Source organism: Pseudoalteromonas sp. THAF3, from assembly GCF_009363775.1.
GTDB lineage: Bacteria > Pseudomonadota > Gammaproteobacteria > Enterobacterales > Alteromonadaceae > Pseudoalteromonas > Pseudoalteromonas ruthenica.
In genome coordinates this window covers 2,389,503-2,405,338 of the sequence record NZ_CP045418.1, presented here as the reverse complement: position 1 = coordinate 2,405,338, position 15,836 = coordinate 2,389,503, and the positions used below count along the sequence as shown (strand labels likewise).

General features: G+C 46.7%; 17 protein-coding genes and 1 tRNA gene. 13 read left to right on the top strand and 5 right to left on the bottom strand.

All coding sequences use genetic code 11. The annotated features are described in order from the left end of the window. Positions 1 to 12: 12 nt before the first annotated feature. Positions 13 to 1,305: a phosphopyruvate hydratase gene (eno, locus tag FIU82_RS11210; protein WP_045978620.1), complete on the top strand. Its 1,293-nt coding sequence runs from the start codon at positions 13 to 15 to the stop codon at positions 1,303 to 1,305. A gap of 109 nt (positions 1,306 to 1,414) precedes the next feature. Here the strand turns inward: eno and FIU82_RS11205 are convergent, their stop codons facing one another. After that, positions 1,415 to 1,657, bottom strand: coding sequence for a hypothetical protein (locus FIU82_RS11205; RefSeq protein WP_022944088.1), 243 nt, complete (start codon positions 1,655 to 1,657; stop codon positions 1,415 to 1,417). Positions 1,658 to 1,873: 216 nt separating this feature from the next. Between FIU82_RS11205 and FIU82_RS11200 the strand changes: the two genes are divergently transcribed. Together FIU82_RS11200 and FIU82_RS11195 are read left to right on the top strand one after the other, a co-directional pair. Continuing rightward, complete coding sequence (locus FIU82_RS11200; RefSeq protein ID WP_152441089.1) at positions 1,874 to 2,197, top strand: hypothetical protein; 324 nt, start codon at positions 1,874 to 1,876, stop codon at positions 2,195 to 2,197. A 5-nt stretch (positions 2,198 to 2,202) separates the two neighbouring features. After that, entirely contained in the window at positions 2,203 to 2,634 is a 432-nt protein-coding gene (locus FIU82_RS11195; RefSeq protein WP_152441088.1) for a fosfomycin resistance glutathione transferase, read from the top strand. A gap of 39 nt (positions 2,635 to 2,673) precedes the next feature. Here FIU82_RS11195 and mutH read toward each other — a convergent pair whose 3' ends face one another. Beyond that, positions 2,674 to 3,342, bottom strand: a complete 669-nt coding sequence (mutH, locus tag FIU82_RS11190) for a DNA mismatch repair endonuclease MutH (RefSeq protein WP_152441087.1) — start codon at positions 3,340 to 3,342, stop codon at positions 2,674 to 2,676. A 459-nt stretch (positions 3,343 to 3,801) separates the two neighbouring features. Here mutH and rppH point away from each other — a divergent pair, with 459 nt between their 5' ends. The 9 genes from rppH to FIU82_RS11145 all read left to right on the top strand — a co-directional run bounded on the left by rppH (position 3,802) and on the right by FIU82_RS11145 (position 11,336). After that, positions 3,802 to 4,323: an RNA pyrophosphohydrolase gene (gene rppH / locus FIU82_RS11185; RefSeq protein WP_022944084.1), complete on the top strand. Its 522-nt coding sequence runs from the start codon at positions 3,802 to 3,804 to the stop codon at positions 4,321 to 4,323. Between the two features lie 9 nt (positions 4,324 to 4,332). Beyond that, the gene (gene ptsP / locus FIU82_RS11180) at positions 4,333 to 6,606 is read left to right on the top strand and encodes a phosphoenolpyruvate--protein phosphotransferase (protein ID WP_152441086.1); all 2,274 of its coding nucleotides are present in this window, start codon (positions 4,333 to 4,335) and stop codon (positions 6,604 to 6,606) included. A 75-nt stretch (positions 6,607 to 6,681) separates the two neighbouring features. Then, positions 6,682 to 7,488 (top strand): sulfite exporter TauE/SafE family protein, encoded by an 807-nt coding sequence (locus tag FIU82_RS11175; RefSeq protein WP_022944082.1) that lies wholly within the window; start codon positions 6,682 to 6,684, stop codon positions 7,486 to 7,488. Positions 7,489 to 7,500: 12 nt separating this feature from the next. Next, complete coding sequence (lgt, locus tag FIU82_RS11170) at positions 7,501 to 8,316, top strand: prolipoprotein diacylglyceryl transferase (protein WP_152441085.1); 816 nt, start codon at positions 7,501 to 7,503, stop codon at positions 8,314 to 8,316. Between the two features lie 4 nt (positions 8,317 to 8,320). Next, entirely contained in the window at positions 8,321 to 9,154 is an 834-nt protein-coding gene (locus FIU82_RS11165; RefSeq protein ID WP_022944080.1) for a thymidylate synthase, read from the top strand. Between the two features lie 79 nt (positions 9,155 to 9,233). Then, positions 9,234 to 9,827: a FlgO family outer membrane protein gene (locus FIU82_RS11160; protein WP_152441084.1), complete on the top strand. Its 594-nt coding sequence runs from the start codon at positions 9,234 to 9,236 to the stop codon at positions 9,825 to 9,827. 12 nt (positions 9,828 to 9,839) lie between these two features. Next, complete coding sequence (locus tag FIU82_RS11155) at positions 9,840 to 10,565, top strand: FlgO family outer membrane protein (protein ID WP_022944078.1); 726 nt, start codon at positions 9,840 to 9,842, stop codon at positions 10,563 to 10,565. A gap of 60 nt (positions 10,566 to 10,625) precedes the next feature. Next, positions 10,626 to 11,195, top strand: coding sequence for a FlgO family outer membrane protein (locus FIU82_RS11150; protein ID WP_138507750.1), 570 nt, complete (start codon positions 10,626 to 10,628; stop codon positions 11,193 to 11,195). 66 nt (positions 11,196 to 11,261) lie between these two features. After that, positions 11,262 to 11,336 (top strand) — tRNA-Arg (locus tag FIU82_RS11145). A gap of 148 nt (positions 11,337 to 11,484) precedes the next feature. Here the strand turns inward: FIU82_RS11145 and FIU82_RS11140 are convergent. The 3 genes from FIU82_RS11140 to FIU82_RS11130 all read right to left on the bottom strand — a co-directional run bounded on the left by FIU82_RS11140 (position 11,485) and on the right by FIU82_RS11130 (position 15,037). Beyond that, entirely contained in the window at positions 11,485 to 12,933 is a 1,449-nt protein-coding gene (locus FIU82_RS11140) for a dihydrolipoyl dehydrogenase (RefSeq protein WP_152441083.1), read from the bottom strand. Between the two features lie 44 nt (positions 12,934 to 12,977). Then, entirely contained in the window at positions 12,978 to 13,718 is a 741-nt protein-coding gene (locus FIU82_RS11135; RefSeq protein WP_138507748.1) for a glutathione peroxidase, read from the bottom strand. Positions 13,719 to 13,867: 149 nt separating this feature from the next. Beyond that, complete coding sequence (locus tag FIU82_RS11130) at positions 13,868 to 15,037, bottom strand: flagellar assembly protein T N-terminal domain-containing protein (RefSeq protein WP_171035362.1); 1,170 nt, start codon at positions 15,035 to 15,037, stop codon at positions 13,868 to 13,870. A 127-nt stretch (positions 15,038 to 15,164) separates the two neighbouring features. Between FIU82_RS11130 and FIU82_RS11125 the strand changes: the two genes are divergently transcribed. Continuing rightward, positions 15,165 to 15,620 (top strand): LPP20 family lipoprotein, encoded by a 456-nt coding sequence (locus FIU82_RS11125; protein ID WP_026110991.1) that lies wholly within the window; start codon positions 15,165 to 15,167, stop codon positions 15,618 to 15,620. The last annotated feature ends 216 nt before the right edge of the window (positions 15,621 to 15,836 follow it).

The window sequence follows — 15,836 nt, the reverse complement described above, 5'->3', positions numbered from 1 at the left end:
GAATCAAGCAAGATGTCAGAAATTGTTAAAGTGATCGGCCGTGAAGTGATGGACTCACGAGGTAACCCAACTGTTGAAGCTGAGGTTCACCTAGCCAGTGGTGCATGGGGTCGTGCCTGTGCTCCATCAGGTGCATCAACCGGTACGCGAGAAGCATTGGAGCTGCGCGACGGCGACAAAGCACGTTACCTAGGCAAAGGTGTGCTAACCGCAGTCGGTTACGTAAACAACGAAATTGCCACCGCATTAAAAGGTCAAAATGCCCTTGAACAACGCGCTATAGATGCGGTGATGTTAGAGCTAGATGGCACTGAAAACAAAGAAAAACTAGGTGCAAACGCGATTTTGGCTGTGTCTTTAGCGAATGCTAAAGCAGCCGCTCAAGAAAAGGGCGTAGAGCTATTCGAACATATCGCTGATATCAATGGCACCTCAGGTAACTACTCTATGCCTGTGCCAATGATGAACATTCTTAACGGTGGTGAACACGCTGATAACAATGTTGATATTCAAGAGTTTATGGTTCAGCCAGTAGGCGCATCTAGCTTCCGTGAAGCGCTGCGCATGGGCGCGGAAATTTTCCATAGCTTGAAGAAAGTACTCAGTGCTCGCGGCTTAAATACGGCAGTGGGTGATGAAGGTGGTTTTGCCCCTGATCTGAAGTCGAACGAAGAAGCTCTGGAAGTCATCGCTGAAGCGGTTAAAGCTGCCGGTTATGAGCTCAACAAAGACGTGACCTTAGCACTTGATTGTGCTGCGTCAGAGTTTTACCACGATGGTAAATATGACCTTAAAGGCGAAGGTAAAGAGTTTGATTCTGCTGGGTTTGCTGACTTCTTGGCTGACTTGGCGGCGCGCTATCCAATCATCTCTATTGAAGATGGCTTGGATGAGAGTGACTGGGACGGTTGGAAAATTCTGACTGACAAAATTGGCGATAAGGTGCAATTGGTCGGCGATGATTTATTCGTAACAAACACGAAAATCTTAAAGCGCGGTATTGATGAAAGCATTGGTAACTCGATTCTTATCAAGTTTAACCAAATTGGTTCTCTGTCTGAAACCTTGGATGCGATCAAAATGGCGCAAGATGCGGGCTTCACAGCGGTTATTTCACACCGCAGTGGTGAAACAGAAGACGCCACCATCGCTGATTTGGCAGTAGGCACAGCAGCCGGTCAAATTAAGACGGGTTCATTGTGTCGCTCTGACCGTGTCGCTAAGTATAACCAGTTGCTACGTATTGAGCAGCAACTGGGTGATAAAGCGGTATATAAAGGTCGTTCGGAAATCAAAGGTCAATAACCAGTTGTTGAACAAAAAAACCGCAGCTCAGCTGCGGTTTTTTTATTGCTGGTATTACCAAGCACTTAAAAGCTTGGCTTGTGGTTAAATAGCACCACTAATACGAAGGTTATTGAAGGCTGTTGGTTGTACCGCGATTGAGCTCACGTTTTACGTAATCTTGACCTGCTTTTTCTTGTGCTGCTTTTTCTTCAGCAGTCATACAGACGCGCTTGGGTATGTTCGAGCCAGTCGGCCTTTTTAACTCACAAATCAGGCCGTCATTATTAGCGGTTTGTCCTTCATTAGCTTGGCCAGCGCAACCACTTAATAGTACCACTGCACATCCTGCCAAAAGCAATCCTAATTTCATTATTATCTCCTTAATAGTCCGTTAGCCCTCTTTTGGGGCCACCTTCATGTTATAAGGGAATTACTTTTCAGTTGCCAGTAAAGTAAGTGTTATTAATTGTTTTTAATAGTTAAATTAACCTGTTGTTAATATTGTTTACCTTTCATTGTTATGTCACTATGAGTTTAAATCGGAACAGTCGCTGTATCTGCATTGGTAACGCTCAAGGAGGGCGGGGTGACAGTACTTTATTTTCTCGGATGTCCAGAATTAGACACGCTTAATACCGATGAGCGTAGTCAGGTCGTGGAACAGGCCTATAAAGAGTTTCGGGCAGTGCACCCGGTAAAATGGGCGGTACGCTGGTTGTTAATTGTCTTGGCGCTATTACCCTCGGTGATACTTGGCGTGTTGATTGGCACTGAGGCTGCGCTCGCCAGTGCGGTGATAGCTATGGTGCTACTGCATATTGTTATTGCAGAGAAAGAGAGCACCTTAGCCCGCCATTATTTGCACCAGCATTTCAGCGAGCTCTGTGCGAAAGTGTTGCTTAAGTACTAAAACTGATGTTGCTAGGCATCAATCATCTTACTTTGACGGTGCATGATTTGCGGCGTTCGTTACAGTTTTACTCCGAGCTGCTATGTTTCACTCCGTTAGTGCGTTGGCGTCAAGGTGCTTACCTGCAAAACCAAGAACTGTGGCTATGCCTTAATGTTGGCCTACCCCAACCAGCGCAAGATTACTCCCATATTGCTCTAACGGTGGGGCCAAGCCGTTTTTGTGAATTGCAACAGCGATTAACCGCCGCTGATGTGTGTTTTTGGCAGGAAAATAGCAGTGAAGGAAACTCTTTGTATTTTCTAGACCCTGATGGTCATAAGTTAGAAGCGCATGTTGGCGATTTAGGTAGTCGATTGGCAGCCATAGCGCAAACGCCCTACGAACACTTGCATTGGTATCCACAAGGGCAGGCAGTGATAAAGGACTATGATTGAGACCCAGAGCGGCGCTAGTTAGTCCGTTACAGACTGGGTTTATAAGCCGAAATGGTTGGCTAGAATCTGTCTCGTAAAATGGGTTTTAAGGTAAAAGCCACGGGGCAGAGTTTGAATTGTTTTGCCTTGTGGGCCAATGGCGTCGGTTAACGCTTGGCTGTTTGCTGCTTTAGGACGCAGTTGCAATACGTCGCCATAATGGCCGTTGAGCGTTTCTATTTTCCCCAATGCAATCAGCTCGGTGAGCTCCTCCCAATCACGTTTAAGCTGTGCAAACTGTTGCTCATTGGGACGCCACAAAAAGCCACTGCCAATGACTCTGTCGATTACTGCGATATCACGTTCGGCCAGTATTGGTAGCCACAGTACGTGATTAAGCTTCTTGTACACTGTGCTTTGTTCAAAGGTCAGCCCTTGTAGATTGGTTAAGGGGGCGACACTGACAAAGGTCGTCTCCAGTGGCAAACCTTTTTGCGAGATGGGCAGCGTTTTCAGTTCGACACCTAATGACACAAAGTCGGGTTCGGGCAGTGAACCAGCACTGGCTCCTAACGCAAGTTCAATAAGCTGACCAACCCAGCCTTTTTCACGCAGCAAGTCTTGCGGTGTTTTAAAGCCCAGCTCACCTGCCAATTGTCCCAGCGTTTTACCTGCTATAGCATCGACCCGTTGTTGCAGTTGGCTAAGGGTTTGTGGCGGTGCGTTCATGTCTTTGTCTCTAGAGTATTTCAATTGCTATGTTAGCAAACTCTTGCGTAGCGGAGAATGTGTCACCTTACTATCTCGGCTAAGTATTGCTAGTAAGTGCCTTAGTTGGTGTTATTTTGAACATGTTTTCAGTGGTTAAAATAACATCGCTTTATAAGTCCTCGTCGAAAAATAACATTATGAAAAATAAAGATATTTTCTATTAAGCCTCTCGGGCTTTAATAATATGCTGTTGTTTTAATCCACAAAATACAGTCCTATAAACACATTTATCCACAGAATCTGTGGAGAAATGCCTTTTTATGATCGTCAATTGTGGATTTGTTCTATTTTTACCCTTGTTTTTTAAAAGTTATGCACAACTTGTGAGTAAGTTGGTGTTTAGTGCGAATAATATTTGCTGTGCTTTAGGGATTATGGAACAATCGATAAAAATCGACTTACAAATGAGGCACTAAGGTGATTGATGCCGAAGGTTTTCGTGCCAATGTCGGAATCGTAATTTGTAATAACCAAGGCCAAGTCTTTTGGGCTCGTCGTTACGGACAGCATTCTTGGCAATTCCCGCAAGGTGGCGTAGACGATGGGGAAACGCCCGAGCAAACCATGTATCGTGAATTACACGAGGAGGTTGGTTTACTCCCTGAAGATGTAGAGATACTGGCAAGTTCTAGACATTGGTTGCGTTATAAGTTACCGAAGCGGTTGATCCGCAGAGATTCCACACCTGTGTGTATTGGCCAAAAACAAAAATGGTTCTTGCTAAAATTAAAGTGTAAAGATGAAGACGTAGATTTACTTAAAACTCACCACCCTGAGTTTGATGACTGGCGTTGGGTGAGTTATTGGTATCCTGTACGTCAGGTCGTGGCCTTTAAACGCGACGTATATCGCCGGGTAATGAAAGAGTTTGCGCCGGTTGCTATGCCTTTTAATCGCAAGGAGTCACAGCCGCAAGGGCAGTGGCGCCAACGCCGATAGGAGAACACCATGTTATCCACCATGCGCACCATCGTCGAGCAAGTTGCTCAGCAACCGAGTTTGGAAAGCGCATTGGTGGTATTTGTATCGCAAGTAAAAAAAGCGATGCGCACCGAGTGTTGCTCAATTTACTTCGCTGATTACAGTAAAGATAACTTCGTTTTAATGGCCACTGATGGCCTCAATCCTGGTGCTGTGGGTCAGTTTCGAGTCGGCTTTACTGAAGGCTTGGTGGGCTTAGTGGCGCAGCGTGAAGAACCTATTAATTTGGCTTATGCCAAATCGCACCCGCGCTTTGTCACCTCCGATTTAGTGCAAGAAGATCAGTACAATGCTTTTCTCTCTGTACCTATTGTGCATCAACGCCGCGTGCTCGGTGTTATTGTCGTGCAGCAGCAGGCTGCGCGGGTATTCAGTGAAGATGAAGAGTCATTTTTAATTACTCTTTCTGCTCAGTTAGCGCCTCAGTTGGCCGACGCACAACTGCAAACCTTGCTCAACCAAGACGGGCAAAGCCAGCGGTCCACAACTCTTAAAGGTATATCCGGCTCGCCGGGTATCGCTTTAGGGCAGGCTTATGTGGTGTTGCCTAAGGTTGACTTTTCGTCGGTTGAAATGCGCAAAGAGCCTAACAAACTCAAACAAAAGCAGCTATTTTTCCAGGCAGTAGCCGCCACTCACAAAGAGTTCAGCACCTTGGCAGCGTCGATGCAAGGACACCTTCCCGATGAGGCTGTGGCCGTCTTTGAAGTGTATTTACAGCTTCTTGATGCGAAGAGCTTAGGACGTGATGTTGAATTAGAAATAGCCGATGGTTGGTGCGCTAAAAGTGCTTTGAAGCGGGTTATTGAGCGTCTAGTGCAGCAATTCAATGCCATGCAAGACCCTTATATAAAGGAGCGCGCTGTTGATGTTAAAGATATTGGTTTACGGGTTCTGCACCACCTATTAAATACCGAGAAGGCCACCAAGGTGTATCCAGACGATACAATTTTGGTGGCGCACACATTAACCCCAGCTATGCTAGCTCAGGTTCCCAAAGAAAAACTCAAAGGGGTGGTCAGCGTCCATGGTGCGGCGAACTCCCATGCCTCTATTCTTACTAAGGCGATGAACATTCCCACCGTGTGGGGCATCAATGATATTCCTCTATTGCAGTTTGACCAAAAGGAGTTGATTGTTGATGCTTATGCGGGGCGCGTCTATTTATGTCCTAGCGAGGCTCTTAAGCAAGAGTACGCGCAAGTACAGCATCATGATGCAAAATTACATGACCAGTTTGAGTCTGAGCACCATCTCGAGGCAAAAACCGCAGACGGGAAAAGCATCGACTTGTTGCTTAACGCTGGCTTAGATTTAGGCAGTGAGCTCAATAGTGCCCGATATTGCGATGGTGTTGGGCTGTACCGCACCGAGTCATGGTTTATGCAAAAGGGAACGTTTCCGTCTCAGCATGAGCAAGAGGTGTGGTATCGCCAAGTACTCAGCAGCTACCACCCTGCGCCAGTTACTATGCGTACATTGGATATTGGCGGCGATAAAGCACTGGATTATTTCGATATTGACGAGGAAAATCCGTTTTTAGGGTGGCGTGGTATTCGCGTAAGTTTGGATCATCCGGAGCTTTTCCTCGATCAACTGAAAGCCATGATCAAGGCCAATACTGGCTTAGGTAATCTACGTATTATGTTGCCGATGATAAGTGATATCGGGGAGGTCGATGACGCGTCTGCGCTGATGGAACGCGCTTATTATGAGTTGCAACAAGATGCACCGGATCAATTCAGCTATATTGATAAGCCGCTAGTGGGAGTGATGATTGAGGTGCCCTCGAGCATGTATTTACTCAAGGAGTTAGCGGCAAAAGTTGATTTTTGTTCGGTGGGCAGCAACGATTTAACTCAGTATCTGTTAGCTGTGGATAGAGCTAATTCCAGAGTGGCTGGGCTTTTTGACCCTTACCATCCTGCAGTTTTGCGGGCCTTAAATGATATTGCCCAGCAATGCCACAACGCCAACTTTCCCTTTAGCCTATGTGGTGAACTTGCCGGTGAGCCTGAAGGCGCGGTGCTCCTTATTGCTATGGGGTTTGACAGCCTAAGTATGAACTTCAGCTCGTTACACAAAGTGAAGTGGGTGATCCGCCGTGTCGGCTTGGCCGCTTGTGAGGTGCTATTGCATCAATGTTTGGCTGCTTCCAGTGCAAAGAAAGTGCACCGCTTGGTGCGTGAATTTATGCTCGAAAACCACCTTGGCGCGCTTCTTTATACGCAAAAAGAGTGATCAATAAGTGGTCGTGAAATTGCCTTTATAACCTGATATATTAGCGCTATAAGAAAAGTTTATAAGAAGGGTGGTATGGCTGACCTGATATGGCTATTTTTGCTATGCACAGTGCTTGGCAGCGTAGTAGGCTTTTTAGCTGGATTACTGGGAATAGGAGGCGGCTTACTTATTGTCCCGGCGCTTTCGGCGTTATTGGTGCACTTTCATGTCACGGATGTTGAGCACGTGTTAGTGATTGCCATTGCTACCTCCTTGGCTTCGATTTTATTCACCTCCACCTCTTCTGCTTTGGCGCATCATCGTAACCAAAATGTCCCCTGGCAAGTTGCACCTTGGGTGCTTGTAGGCGTTTCACTGGGCGCCCTGATAAGCGGCTTTATGGCAAGTTATATACCTCAACAGGGACTAAAAACCATATTTGCTGTCTGTGTGATGTTCATTGCAATGCGCATGATTGTCTCTACGCGCAGAGTAATGAAGACTCGCGCCATGCCTAAAGGTCCTGTGGTTGCTGCTAGTACCTCGGTACTTGGGGCCATATCCGGGTTAATCGGTATCGGCGGCGGCGCGCTTGTGGTGCCGCTTTTAAATTATTTTTCTGTGGATATGAAAAAGGCCATTGGCTGCGCCGCAGTCAGTGGCATAGCCATTGCGCTGTTTGGCTGCTTGGGTTACATTGCCTCCGGGTGGCAAGTGAAGAGTTTAAGCGATGGCTTCTTGGGCTTTGTGTATTTACCTGCTTTAGCGGGGATTGTTGTCACCTCCTGGTTCACTGCTCCTTTTGGCGCGCGAGCAACGCATTTTTTACCAGTATCGCAAATTAAGAAAATCTTCGCCGTGCTATTGGTGGTGATCGCCTTGCGAATGGTGTTTAGTTAGGCATTGGAATTTATGGCTTTAGAGTTTCCGCAAATCGACCCTATTATTTTTGAAGTGGGTCCGGTCGCTGTACGTTGGTATGGCTTGATGTATTTAATTGGCTTTGCTTTCGCTCTGTGGCTGGCAAACCGACAAGCAGCAAAATCTGGTTCAGGGTGGAGCAAAGAGCAGGTAAGCGATCTGCTGTTTTACGGCATGCTCGGTGTGATCCTCGGCGGACGTGTGGGCTATGTGCTGTTTTATCAGTTTAGCTATTTCCTCGAAAATCCATTGTATTTACTGCGTATTGACCAAGGCGGAATGTCCTTTCACGGAGGCACCCTCGGCGTGATTGCGGCGATTGTGTGGTTCGCTAAAGCCAAAGGTAAGTCTATCTTAGCGGTGGGCGACTTTGTGGTGCCTTTGGTGCCGTTAGGACTACTGGCCGGGCGCATTGGTAACTTTATCAATGGCGAGCTTTGGGGGCGCGCATCTGATGTGCCTTGGGCTATGGTATTTCCTACTGGCGGGCCAGAGCCAAGACACCCTTCACAATTATACGAGGCATTTTTTGAAGGCCTCGTGCTGTTTCTTATTTTGCAGTGGTTTATACGCAAGCCACGCCCAGCAGGCAGTGTCGCCGGATTGTTTTTACTCGGTTACGGGGTATTCCGTTTTGCCATTGAGTACTTCCGTGAACCTGACGCTCATTTAGGCCTGTTTGCAGACTTTATTTCCATGGGGCAAATTTTATCCTTGCCAATGATTATCGTGGGTGCTGGGCTGATGTATTGGGCATACCAGCATAACAACAGCGCAGAGAAACACGGTTCACAACAACCAAGCTAATACTATGAAGCAATATTTAGATTTAATGCGCCATGTGAAAGAGCATGGCACCAAAAAAGAAGACCGGACCGGTACCGGCACCCTTAGTGTATTCGGCTATCAAATGCGCTTTAATTTGCAAGAAGGGTTTCCCTTGGTGACCACCAAGAAGTGTCATTTGCGCTCGATTATCCACGAGTTGTTGTGGTTCCTTAAGGGCGATACCAATATTGGTTATCTTAACGATAATGGCGTGCGCATTTGGGATGGTTGGGCCACGGCAGAAGGTGAGCTAGGCCCAGTGTATGGCAAACAATGGCGCAGCTGGGAAGGTCCTAATGGTGAAGTGATTGACCAGATTAAGGACGTGGTCGAGCAAATTAAAACTAATCCAGATTCACGACGGTTAATTGTGAGTGCCTGGAATCCAGCATTGTTGCCAGACACTCAGTTTAGCCCTAGCGAAAATGCTGCTAAGGGCAAGCAAGCACTGCCGCCGTGTCACACGCTATTCCAATTCTATGTGCTTGATGGCAAGCTGAGTTGTCAGCTATATCAACGTAGTGCAGATATTTTCTTAGGTGTGCCGTTTAATATTGCCAGCTATGCATTACTGACCATGATGATAGCGCAAGTATGCGATTTAGAATTAGGCGACTTTGTCCATACCTTTGGCGATGCGCACTTGTATTTGAACCACTTACAGCAAGTAGACGAACAGCTTGGGCGTGAACCGTTCGCCAAACCGACCATGAAGATTAACCCTGAAGTGAAAGATATCTTTTCTTTTAGCTTTGATGACTTTGAGCTGGTGGATTACCAGTGTCATCCTCATATCAAGGCGCCTGTTGCTATTTAATCTAGCCTCAGGTTATTGCTGGCACCTTTATTGCAGGCACATTAAGTAATATTCATAAATGTGTTTCGGTGAGGGTGTCATGCGACTCTTAATCACGATTTTGCTAGCGGCGCTGGTGATGGCTTGTGCGCCTTCACAACGCATAGAAATTGTGCCCCGCGTCGGTGAATACCGACCTGTACAAGAAAATACTATTCACCAATACAGTGTCCGTCTTGCCAATAATATGACAGCGGCGCTGCAAAGCATTGCTCCGGGTGCCAAAGTGGCAGTCGGCACCTTTTTGCCGCCCCAGTCATTAACGCTCAAGCAAATGACACCTCAGCAACATCAGATAGCTCTACAACTTCAAGAGAGTTTTATCACCCTCTACAATCAAATGGGTTTCTCTGTGGTTGAATATCGAACCCGTAATAGCATTGCTTTGCGTGACGGCGGAGATGTTATGTTGAGCCGAGAGGTAGGGCAGTTAGCAGCCCGTCACGGCATCGACTTTTTTGTTACCGGGACTATGACCCCACAGCAAGATGCTTATGTGGTCAATGTACGGATGATTAATATCAGTAATAATGAGGTGGTCGCGGCGGCGACGGACTATTTACCTAATAATGTGTTAACTAGTGCCGATAAAGTACATATGCAAAATGGCCATATTGAGCGTCGCGCTTATTAACGAGGAAAGACTATGAACACTCCCGCAATTTCAGGGCTTTTATCGCTGACCTTAGCTGTAGCTGGTTGTGCCAGTATGAATCAATGGACCGCGCATGAAGATGAAGTAAAGCGCCAGGCAATTGAAGAGTATGAAAGTGCCCATCAGCAGGTTAAAGTGATTGGTGCCCCAGAGCAATCCGTGGCTGGTAACACAGCTCAGTATCAAGGCCTTAACAATCCTCTTAAAGTACATTCTAGCCGCCAAAGTTACGCGAAACATTCTGTGAAAAACATTAACCATTATGTGCGCGGATTGATGCAAGATATGATGAGTAACATTGACGCCAGCGCACAAAATCAGGTTATGGCAGTATCAAGCTTCGTCTACTTAGATACCGACTACCAGCAGGGCACATTATTGGGCAACCAATTGGCAGAGAGCTTTATGCATGAGTTGCATGAATTTGGGGTGCCTGTAGTGGATTACAAGACCACCGATTACATTCGTGTAACCCCTGAAGGTGATTTCGCTTATAGCCGTGACTTTTTAGAGTTGCAGCAAGATCACCCAATGCGCTTAGTGTTAGCGGGCACGCTGGTGAAACACCAAGGCGGAGTCTTAGTGAATGCGCGGATTGTTAGCGTCAATTCGAAAATGGTCATTGCCAGCTCTCAAGGTTTGATCCCCAACGATGTAGTAAACGCGTTACTGAGTAACGCCAGTTATAATGGTGTGGAGCTCAGCCAAGCGAATTAGTTATAAAGTTTTTAGCCCTGGCGCCGATAACCGACTATATGGCTTAAGTGGGTAAAAACAATGATAAAGCGTTTTCTTGTTGGCGCCATGGTAACAACCATGGCCATGGCTGCATGGGCTCAAAGTGAGCCAAGCAAGGTCGAGATAAACCCTCTGTATATCAGTGTTGATAGCGGGTTTAACAATGCTCACCACAAACACCTAGGGGATTACACTCAACAATTGGCATTGAAACTCAGTGATACCATGGCGACACAACATGTCAGCCATATTGCAGTGACCAGTTTCGTTGACTTTGATCATCGCCTTGATAACGCTGGCGCCCTTGGTAACCAGTTAGCCGAAGGGCTGATGACAGACCTGCAACAATTTGGTTTTGCAACGGTCGAGCACAAGCTTAAACGCGCTATTTCTGTTCAACCATCCGGTGACTTTGCTCTTTCTCGTCATGCCAGCGAGCTGGCTGAGTCGGTGGGTGTAGACCATGTTCTCACCGGTACACTGGTGTACCGCCCCAATGGTGTGGTGATTAATGCTCGAGTGATCAGTAGTCAGGATCAAGTCATTAAAGCCAGCGCCCGCCAGTTTATTCCTTACTTCGTCTTAGATGACCTATTGCCACATGGTTAATAGCTCAGCGTTTGTGCTTTAAGCTATTGCTATTTAAGGTGAAGTTATTTGATAATAGAGGCCAGTGGCCTCTTAGTTAAATGGATATAACAACCCCCTCCTAAGGGGTAGTTGCAGGTTCGATTCCTGCAGGGGCTGCCAGTTTATCCACATCGACCTATCCCCATAAAAGCACTTTTTATTCGTGTTAAAGACAGTACTTAGCAGATAAATATGATAACGGTCTTGCGATGCGTGCTTAGGTACCCATGCCTCTGGGTCGTGGACTCAGAGGCCGAAACAGGTATTACTAGGCGCCAGGGCCGCACTCTATACAGTGTCTAATAATATCAGGACCAAACTTTAGCTTGGCGTTAACGTTTCGTAGCGCCGTGCGCACGCCTTCCTCTATGACTGGGTGGTAAAATGGCATCTCTAACATTTGTGGTACAGTCATTTTGTTTTGCACCGCCCAGGCAAGCAAGTGAGCGATATGCTCGGCTGCAGGGCCTATCATTTCGGCGCCCAAAAATAGGCCGCTGCCTTGCTCTGCGTAAACTCTTAACATCCCTTTATTTTTTAACATAACGCGGCTGCGTCCTTGGTTTTCAAAGCTTACTTCGCCGATTTCATAGCAGCCACAATCACCAAAGCGTTTACTTACTTGCTGATATGACTCACCAACCATCGCAATTTGTGGGTCGCTAAATACAGCCGCAATTGGCGCTCGACGTAAGCCATTACGCACATCAGGGTAGCGTCCTGCATTGTGCCCTGCGATAGTGCCTTGATCCGAAGCTTCATGTAGCAGCGGCACCATATTACTGGCATCCCCGGCAATAAATATGTTGCTGTCCCCGCATTGCATAGTGTATTCATCGGCAATGGGGACTCCTCGCTCATCAAGCTCTAGCGATGTATTTGTCAATGCTAGCTTATCGACGTTAGGTTTGCGGCCTGTGGCGGCAAGCACGTAGTCGAACTGTTCGCTGTGTTGTTGTCCATGACCGTCGGTATAAGTGAATTGAGCTTTATCGCCGACTTGTCGCATATTTGTCACTTGAGCATCGGCGTCTACGAAAAACTCTTCAGCGAAGGTGGTGGCGGCATAATCTTTTAAGACTGGATCGCTTAGCGGGCCAATCGCTCCGCCAACGCCGAATAACTTTACGCGTACCCCTAAACGATGCAATGCTTGGCCAAGCTCTAGACCAATAACGCCAGGGCCAAAAACAGCCACAGACTCGGGTAAGTCTTGCCAGTCAAAAACCTCATCGTTAACAATTAAGCGCTCGCCAAAGTTGTTAAACGCTTCTGGGTAGCTAGGTCGGGAGCCGGTGGCGATAACGACACGCTTGGCTTCAATTAACGTATGATCAGCGACTTGAACTTGATGATCATTAATAAATTGTGCGTGGCCAATCAGACGGTCTTGCGGGTCGATATCTTCGACTGCATCAATTACAAAGCTAACAAAGCGATCACGTTCGCTACGCACGCGATGCATCACTGCCTGACCATCAACAATAGGGGCTTGGGTATTAATACCGAAATGGTTTGCTGTGTGCACACTGTGGGCTGCTTCTGCAGCGGCGATCAAGAGTTTGCTGGGCATGCAGCCAACTCGCGCACAAGTTGTTCCGTAATGGCCTGCCTCAACCAAGAGTACCTTATTGGTATGTTCTTTCGCGCTGCGATAAGCACTTAGACCGGCTGAGCCTGCGCCAATGACTAAAACATCGGTGCTCACTTTATTCATAGCAGTGTCCTTATAAAAAAGGGCCCGCAGGCCCTTAAAATGAATTAGTTGTTAGTGAAGTAAAGGGAAAGCTCATCAGAGCCACCAATATGTTGCCCACCAATAAATACTTGCGGTACCGTATCTCTACCGGATATTGCTTTTAAGCTGGTAAGCGACGCTTGACTACCCAACACAATTTCCTCAAAAGCAAGACCGTGCTGCGTAAGCATTGCTTTCGCTTTGGTACAAAACGGGCATCCCGGCTTAGTAATAATGCTTACCGGCTGTGGCTTACTTTGCTTGGGGTTAATATAATCAAGCATAGTATCTGCATCCGATACCTCAAAAGGGTCGCCTGGTTTTTGCGGTTCGATAAACATCTTCTCAACCACGCCGTCTTTCACGAGCATGGAGTAGCGCCAGCTACGTTTACCAAAACCTAGGTCGTTCTTGTCAACCAGCATGCCCATGCCGTCAGTGAACTCGCCGTTACCGTCAGGGAGTAAGGTAATATTGTCGGCTTCTTGGTGCTCAGCCCACGCATTCATCACAAATGTATCGTTTACCGACACGCAGACAATGTCATCTACGCCATTTTGTTTTAGTACACCGGCAAGCTCGTTGTAGCGTGGTAAGTGTGTTGACGAGCAGGTTGGTGTAAACGCACCGGGCAATGAGAAAACCACGACCGTCTTACCTGCAAAGATATCGTCTGAGGTAAGTTGTTGCCATTGCTCGCCTTTACGCAGTGCAAATGTCACCTGAGGAATTCGTTGGCCTTCGCTGTTTTTTAATGTTGTCATACTGATAATCTCCTTTCGATGTGTTGAGTACAGTGTGACAAAAGCGAATTGATTTGTATATCAGTAAGAATTGATGACTTTGATTGTTAAAATCGAACGTTGAACGTATCTTGATTTTAAATGGTACGCAGGGAAGTGCTGAGCCTAGGCTATTGGCTCAGCAACACTAAGTCGTTGAGTTGAATATTCGCCAGTGGCCGTTTACCAATATTAGTGGCAATGGCACTGTGTTGGTAAAGCTGATTCACTTCTACACGATGTAAGGTAGTTACCTGACGTGGCAAACGTTTGCCTGCATAGGTGGTGAGGTTGCTGCTATGCGCCAAAGTGAGTTGCTGACCCATCACTAAGCCGTTGGCTTTACCTAAGTTGACAACTACTTGGTCACCATCAATATGCTGAATTAATCCACGGGTGGGTAGGCAGCGCAGCTCATTGTTGAGGTCAAACATCACTTTCTCACTAAGCGCAGTAATGGCCCGTCCGTATTGGCTTTGCCAAAACGTGCCACTGTTTACATCGATACGAGCGGTTTTTTCAAACTGCCAAGGCCCTTGAGTTTGATAGGCTTTTTGCCATATTTTTTCAAAGCTCAAGGCATCGAATAACGCAAACTCTACATTAAAATAGCGGTTATAGCTTTCATCCTGCCAAAATGCATAATCATTATTCAATTGCTTGCCGGTGGAAATATCGGTGATTTGCGAGAGTAACACGTACTGACTGTTACTTTTGTCGCGAATATATTCCAGTACGTTTTCATCATACTGAAATTGCTGTGTAAAGAAGGGGCTAACATCCACCGCTTCTTTAAAATAAGGAATAGGCAGCATAGCTAATTGCGTTTGGCTCATAATTGCGTAGAGCTGCTTAGTAAAAGCAGGGGCTACGTCAAATATTTGACCATAACGAGCTTGCTGTGGATTATCCAATGCCGTGCGTGTGAGAGCAAAGTGGCTAACAAAGTCTTGTTCAGGGCATTGCTGTGGGTTGTCTAACACTTCAATTTGCATGGTGACACTGATCATGCCATCACTTTGTTGCTCTTCGAGAAGCTGCATTTGTTGTACTTGACCATGTGCTTGCAAAGAAAGGTGATCCTGAGTGAGCACGCCGTTAGTCAAGGTCTGCACACTGGATAGCTCCAGCCCTGAATATAATAACGCCTGTTTTATAGCGTCACTGACCGCGTTGGCGCGTGCTGTTTCGGTATCTCCATTCTCTAAAGTCGCAACCCCTGTGGTTTGCAACCATTGGGCGCTGACACTCGGGCTTATTAGTGCAATCATCAGTGCGCACACAGGTGCCAAATATCGCATAGTTATCCCACCTAAAAATGTTCTTGCAACAAAGATAGCAAAGAACATACCAACTCCCCTGTAATAGTGGCATTTATCGTGCATACTATTGAGCATAGGTTTAGAGACAATCAATGTGGAGCAAAACATGCTACGAATGATGATACTGCTGATCAGCACATGGAGCATGCTCGGCTGCAGCAGCGTGTTTGATAAGCACGTTGAATACGCCATAGAGCAGCCTGATAACTATCCGATTTTACGTGCGATTGGTTATGCACCTATCGCCCCGCAGCCCGGTGAAAGCGCTCAGCAAAAATCGCTGATGGCGATGAAAGCTTCAAAGATAGAAGCCTATCGGGAGTTGGCGGAGCAGGTTTATGGCCAACAAATGCAAGGGCAAACCACCGTTGCCAATGCCATTGCCGGAGATGATGTACTGCAAGCGCGGGTTCAAGGGGTGATCCGAGGGGCTCGAGTTAAACGCAGTTATGTTGTTGGCGACAGTTATGCAACTGAATTAGAGCTGGATATGAAGCTAGTACATGACCTTTACATTACTCAGAGTAAGCCTCGCAAGGTAAAAAAGGTCACTTACTACTGAGGTGTTGGCTGATATACAACATTGCCCCAAGTGTACGCCAGTGCGCTTGGGTTTATCTTTTCTTGCCTTCATACACCCGCATTTTTGCTTTAATTTCTAATATCAAACTTATTCTAAGCACCTCTTTATACTGCATTTACGGTTAACATTGGGTGCTGCAGAACTGAAAATCACTGCTATGCTTTAGTAAATCAAACCCATTGCGTCTTAGGCAGT

Bases quoted from the DNA above. Each gene is read 5' to 3' on its own strand.
- FIU82_RS11175 (WP_022944082.1), top strand. From the start codon at position 6,682: ATGGCTGACCTGATATGGCTATTTTTGCTATGCACAGTGCTTGGCAGC.
- FIU82_RS11140 (WP_152441083.1), bottom strand. From the start codon at position 12,933: ATGAATAAAGTGAGCACCGATGTTTTAGTCATTGGCGCAGGCTCAGCC.
- FIU82_RS11135 (WP_138507748.1), bottom strand. From the start codon at position 13,718: ATGACAACATTAAAAAACAGCGAAGGCCAACGAATTCCTCAGGTGACA.
- FIU82_RS11150 (WP_138507750.1), top strand. From the start codon at position 10,626: ATGATAAAGCGTTTTCTTGTTGGCGCCATGGTAACAACCATGGCCATG.
- mutH (WP_152441087.1), bottom strand. From the start codon at position 3,342: ATGAACGCACCGCCACAAACCCTTAGCCAACTGCAACAACGGGTCGAT.
- FIU82_RS11155 (WP_022944078.1), top strand. From the start codon at position 9,840: ATGAACACTCCCGCAATTTCAGGGCTTTTATCGCTGACCTTAGCTGTA.
- ptsP (WP_152441086.1), top strand. From the start codon at position 4,333: ATGTTATCCACCATGCGCACCATCGTCGAGCAAGTTGCTCAGCAACCG.
- FIU82_RS11130 (WP_171035362.1), bottom strand. From the start codon at position 15,037: ATGCGATATTTGGCACCTGTGTGCGCACTGATGATTGCACTAATAAGC.
- FIU82_RS11195 (WP_152441088.1), top strand. From the start codon at position 2,203: ATGTTGCTAGGCATCAATCATCTTACTTTGACGGTGCATGATTTGCGG.
- FIU82_RS11205 (WP_022944088.1), bottom strand. From the start codon at position 1,657: ATGAAATTAGGATTGCTTTTGGCAGGATGTGCAGTGGTACTATTAAGT.
- lgt (WP_152441085.1), top strand. From the start codon at position 7,501: ATGGCTTTAGAGTTTCCGCAAATCGACCCTATTATTTTTGAAGTGGGT.
- eno (WP_045978620.1), top strand. From the start codon at position 13: ATGTCAGAAATTGTTAAAGTGATCGGCCGTGAAGTGATGGACTCACGA.
- FIU82_RS11165 (WP_022944080.1), top strand. From the start codon at position 8,321: ATGAAGCAATATTTAGATTTAATGCGCCATGTGAAAGAGCATGGCACC.
- FIU82_RS11160 (WP_152441084.1), top strand. From the start codon at position 9,234: ATGCGACTCTTAATCACGATTTTGCTAGCGGCGCTGGTGATGGCTTGT.
- FIU82_RS11125 (WP_026110991.1), top strand. From the start codon at position 15,165: ATGCTACGAATGATGATACTGCTGATCAGCACATGGAGCATGCTCGGC.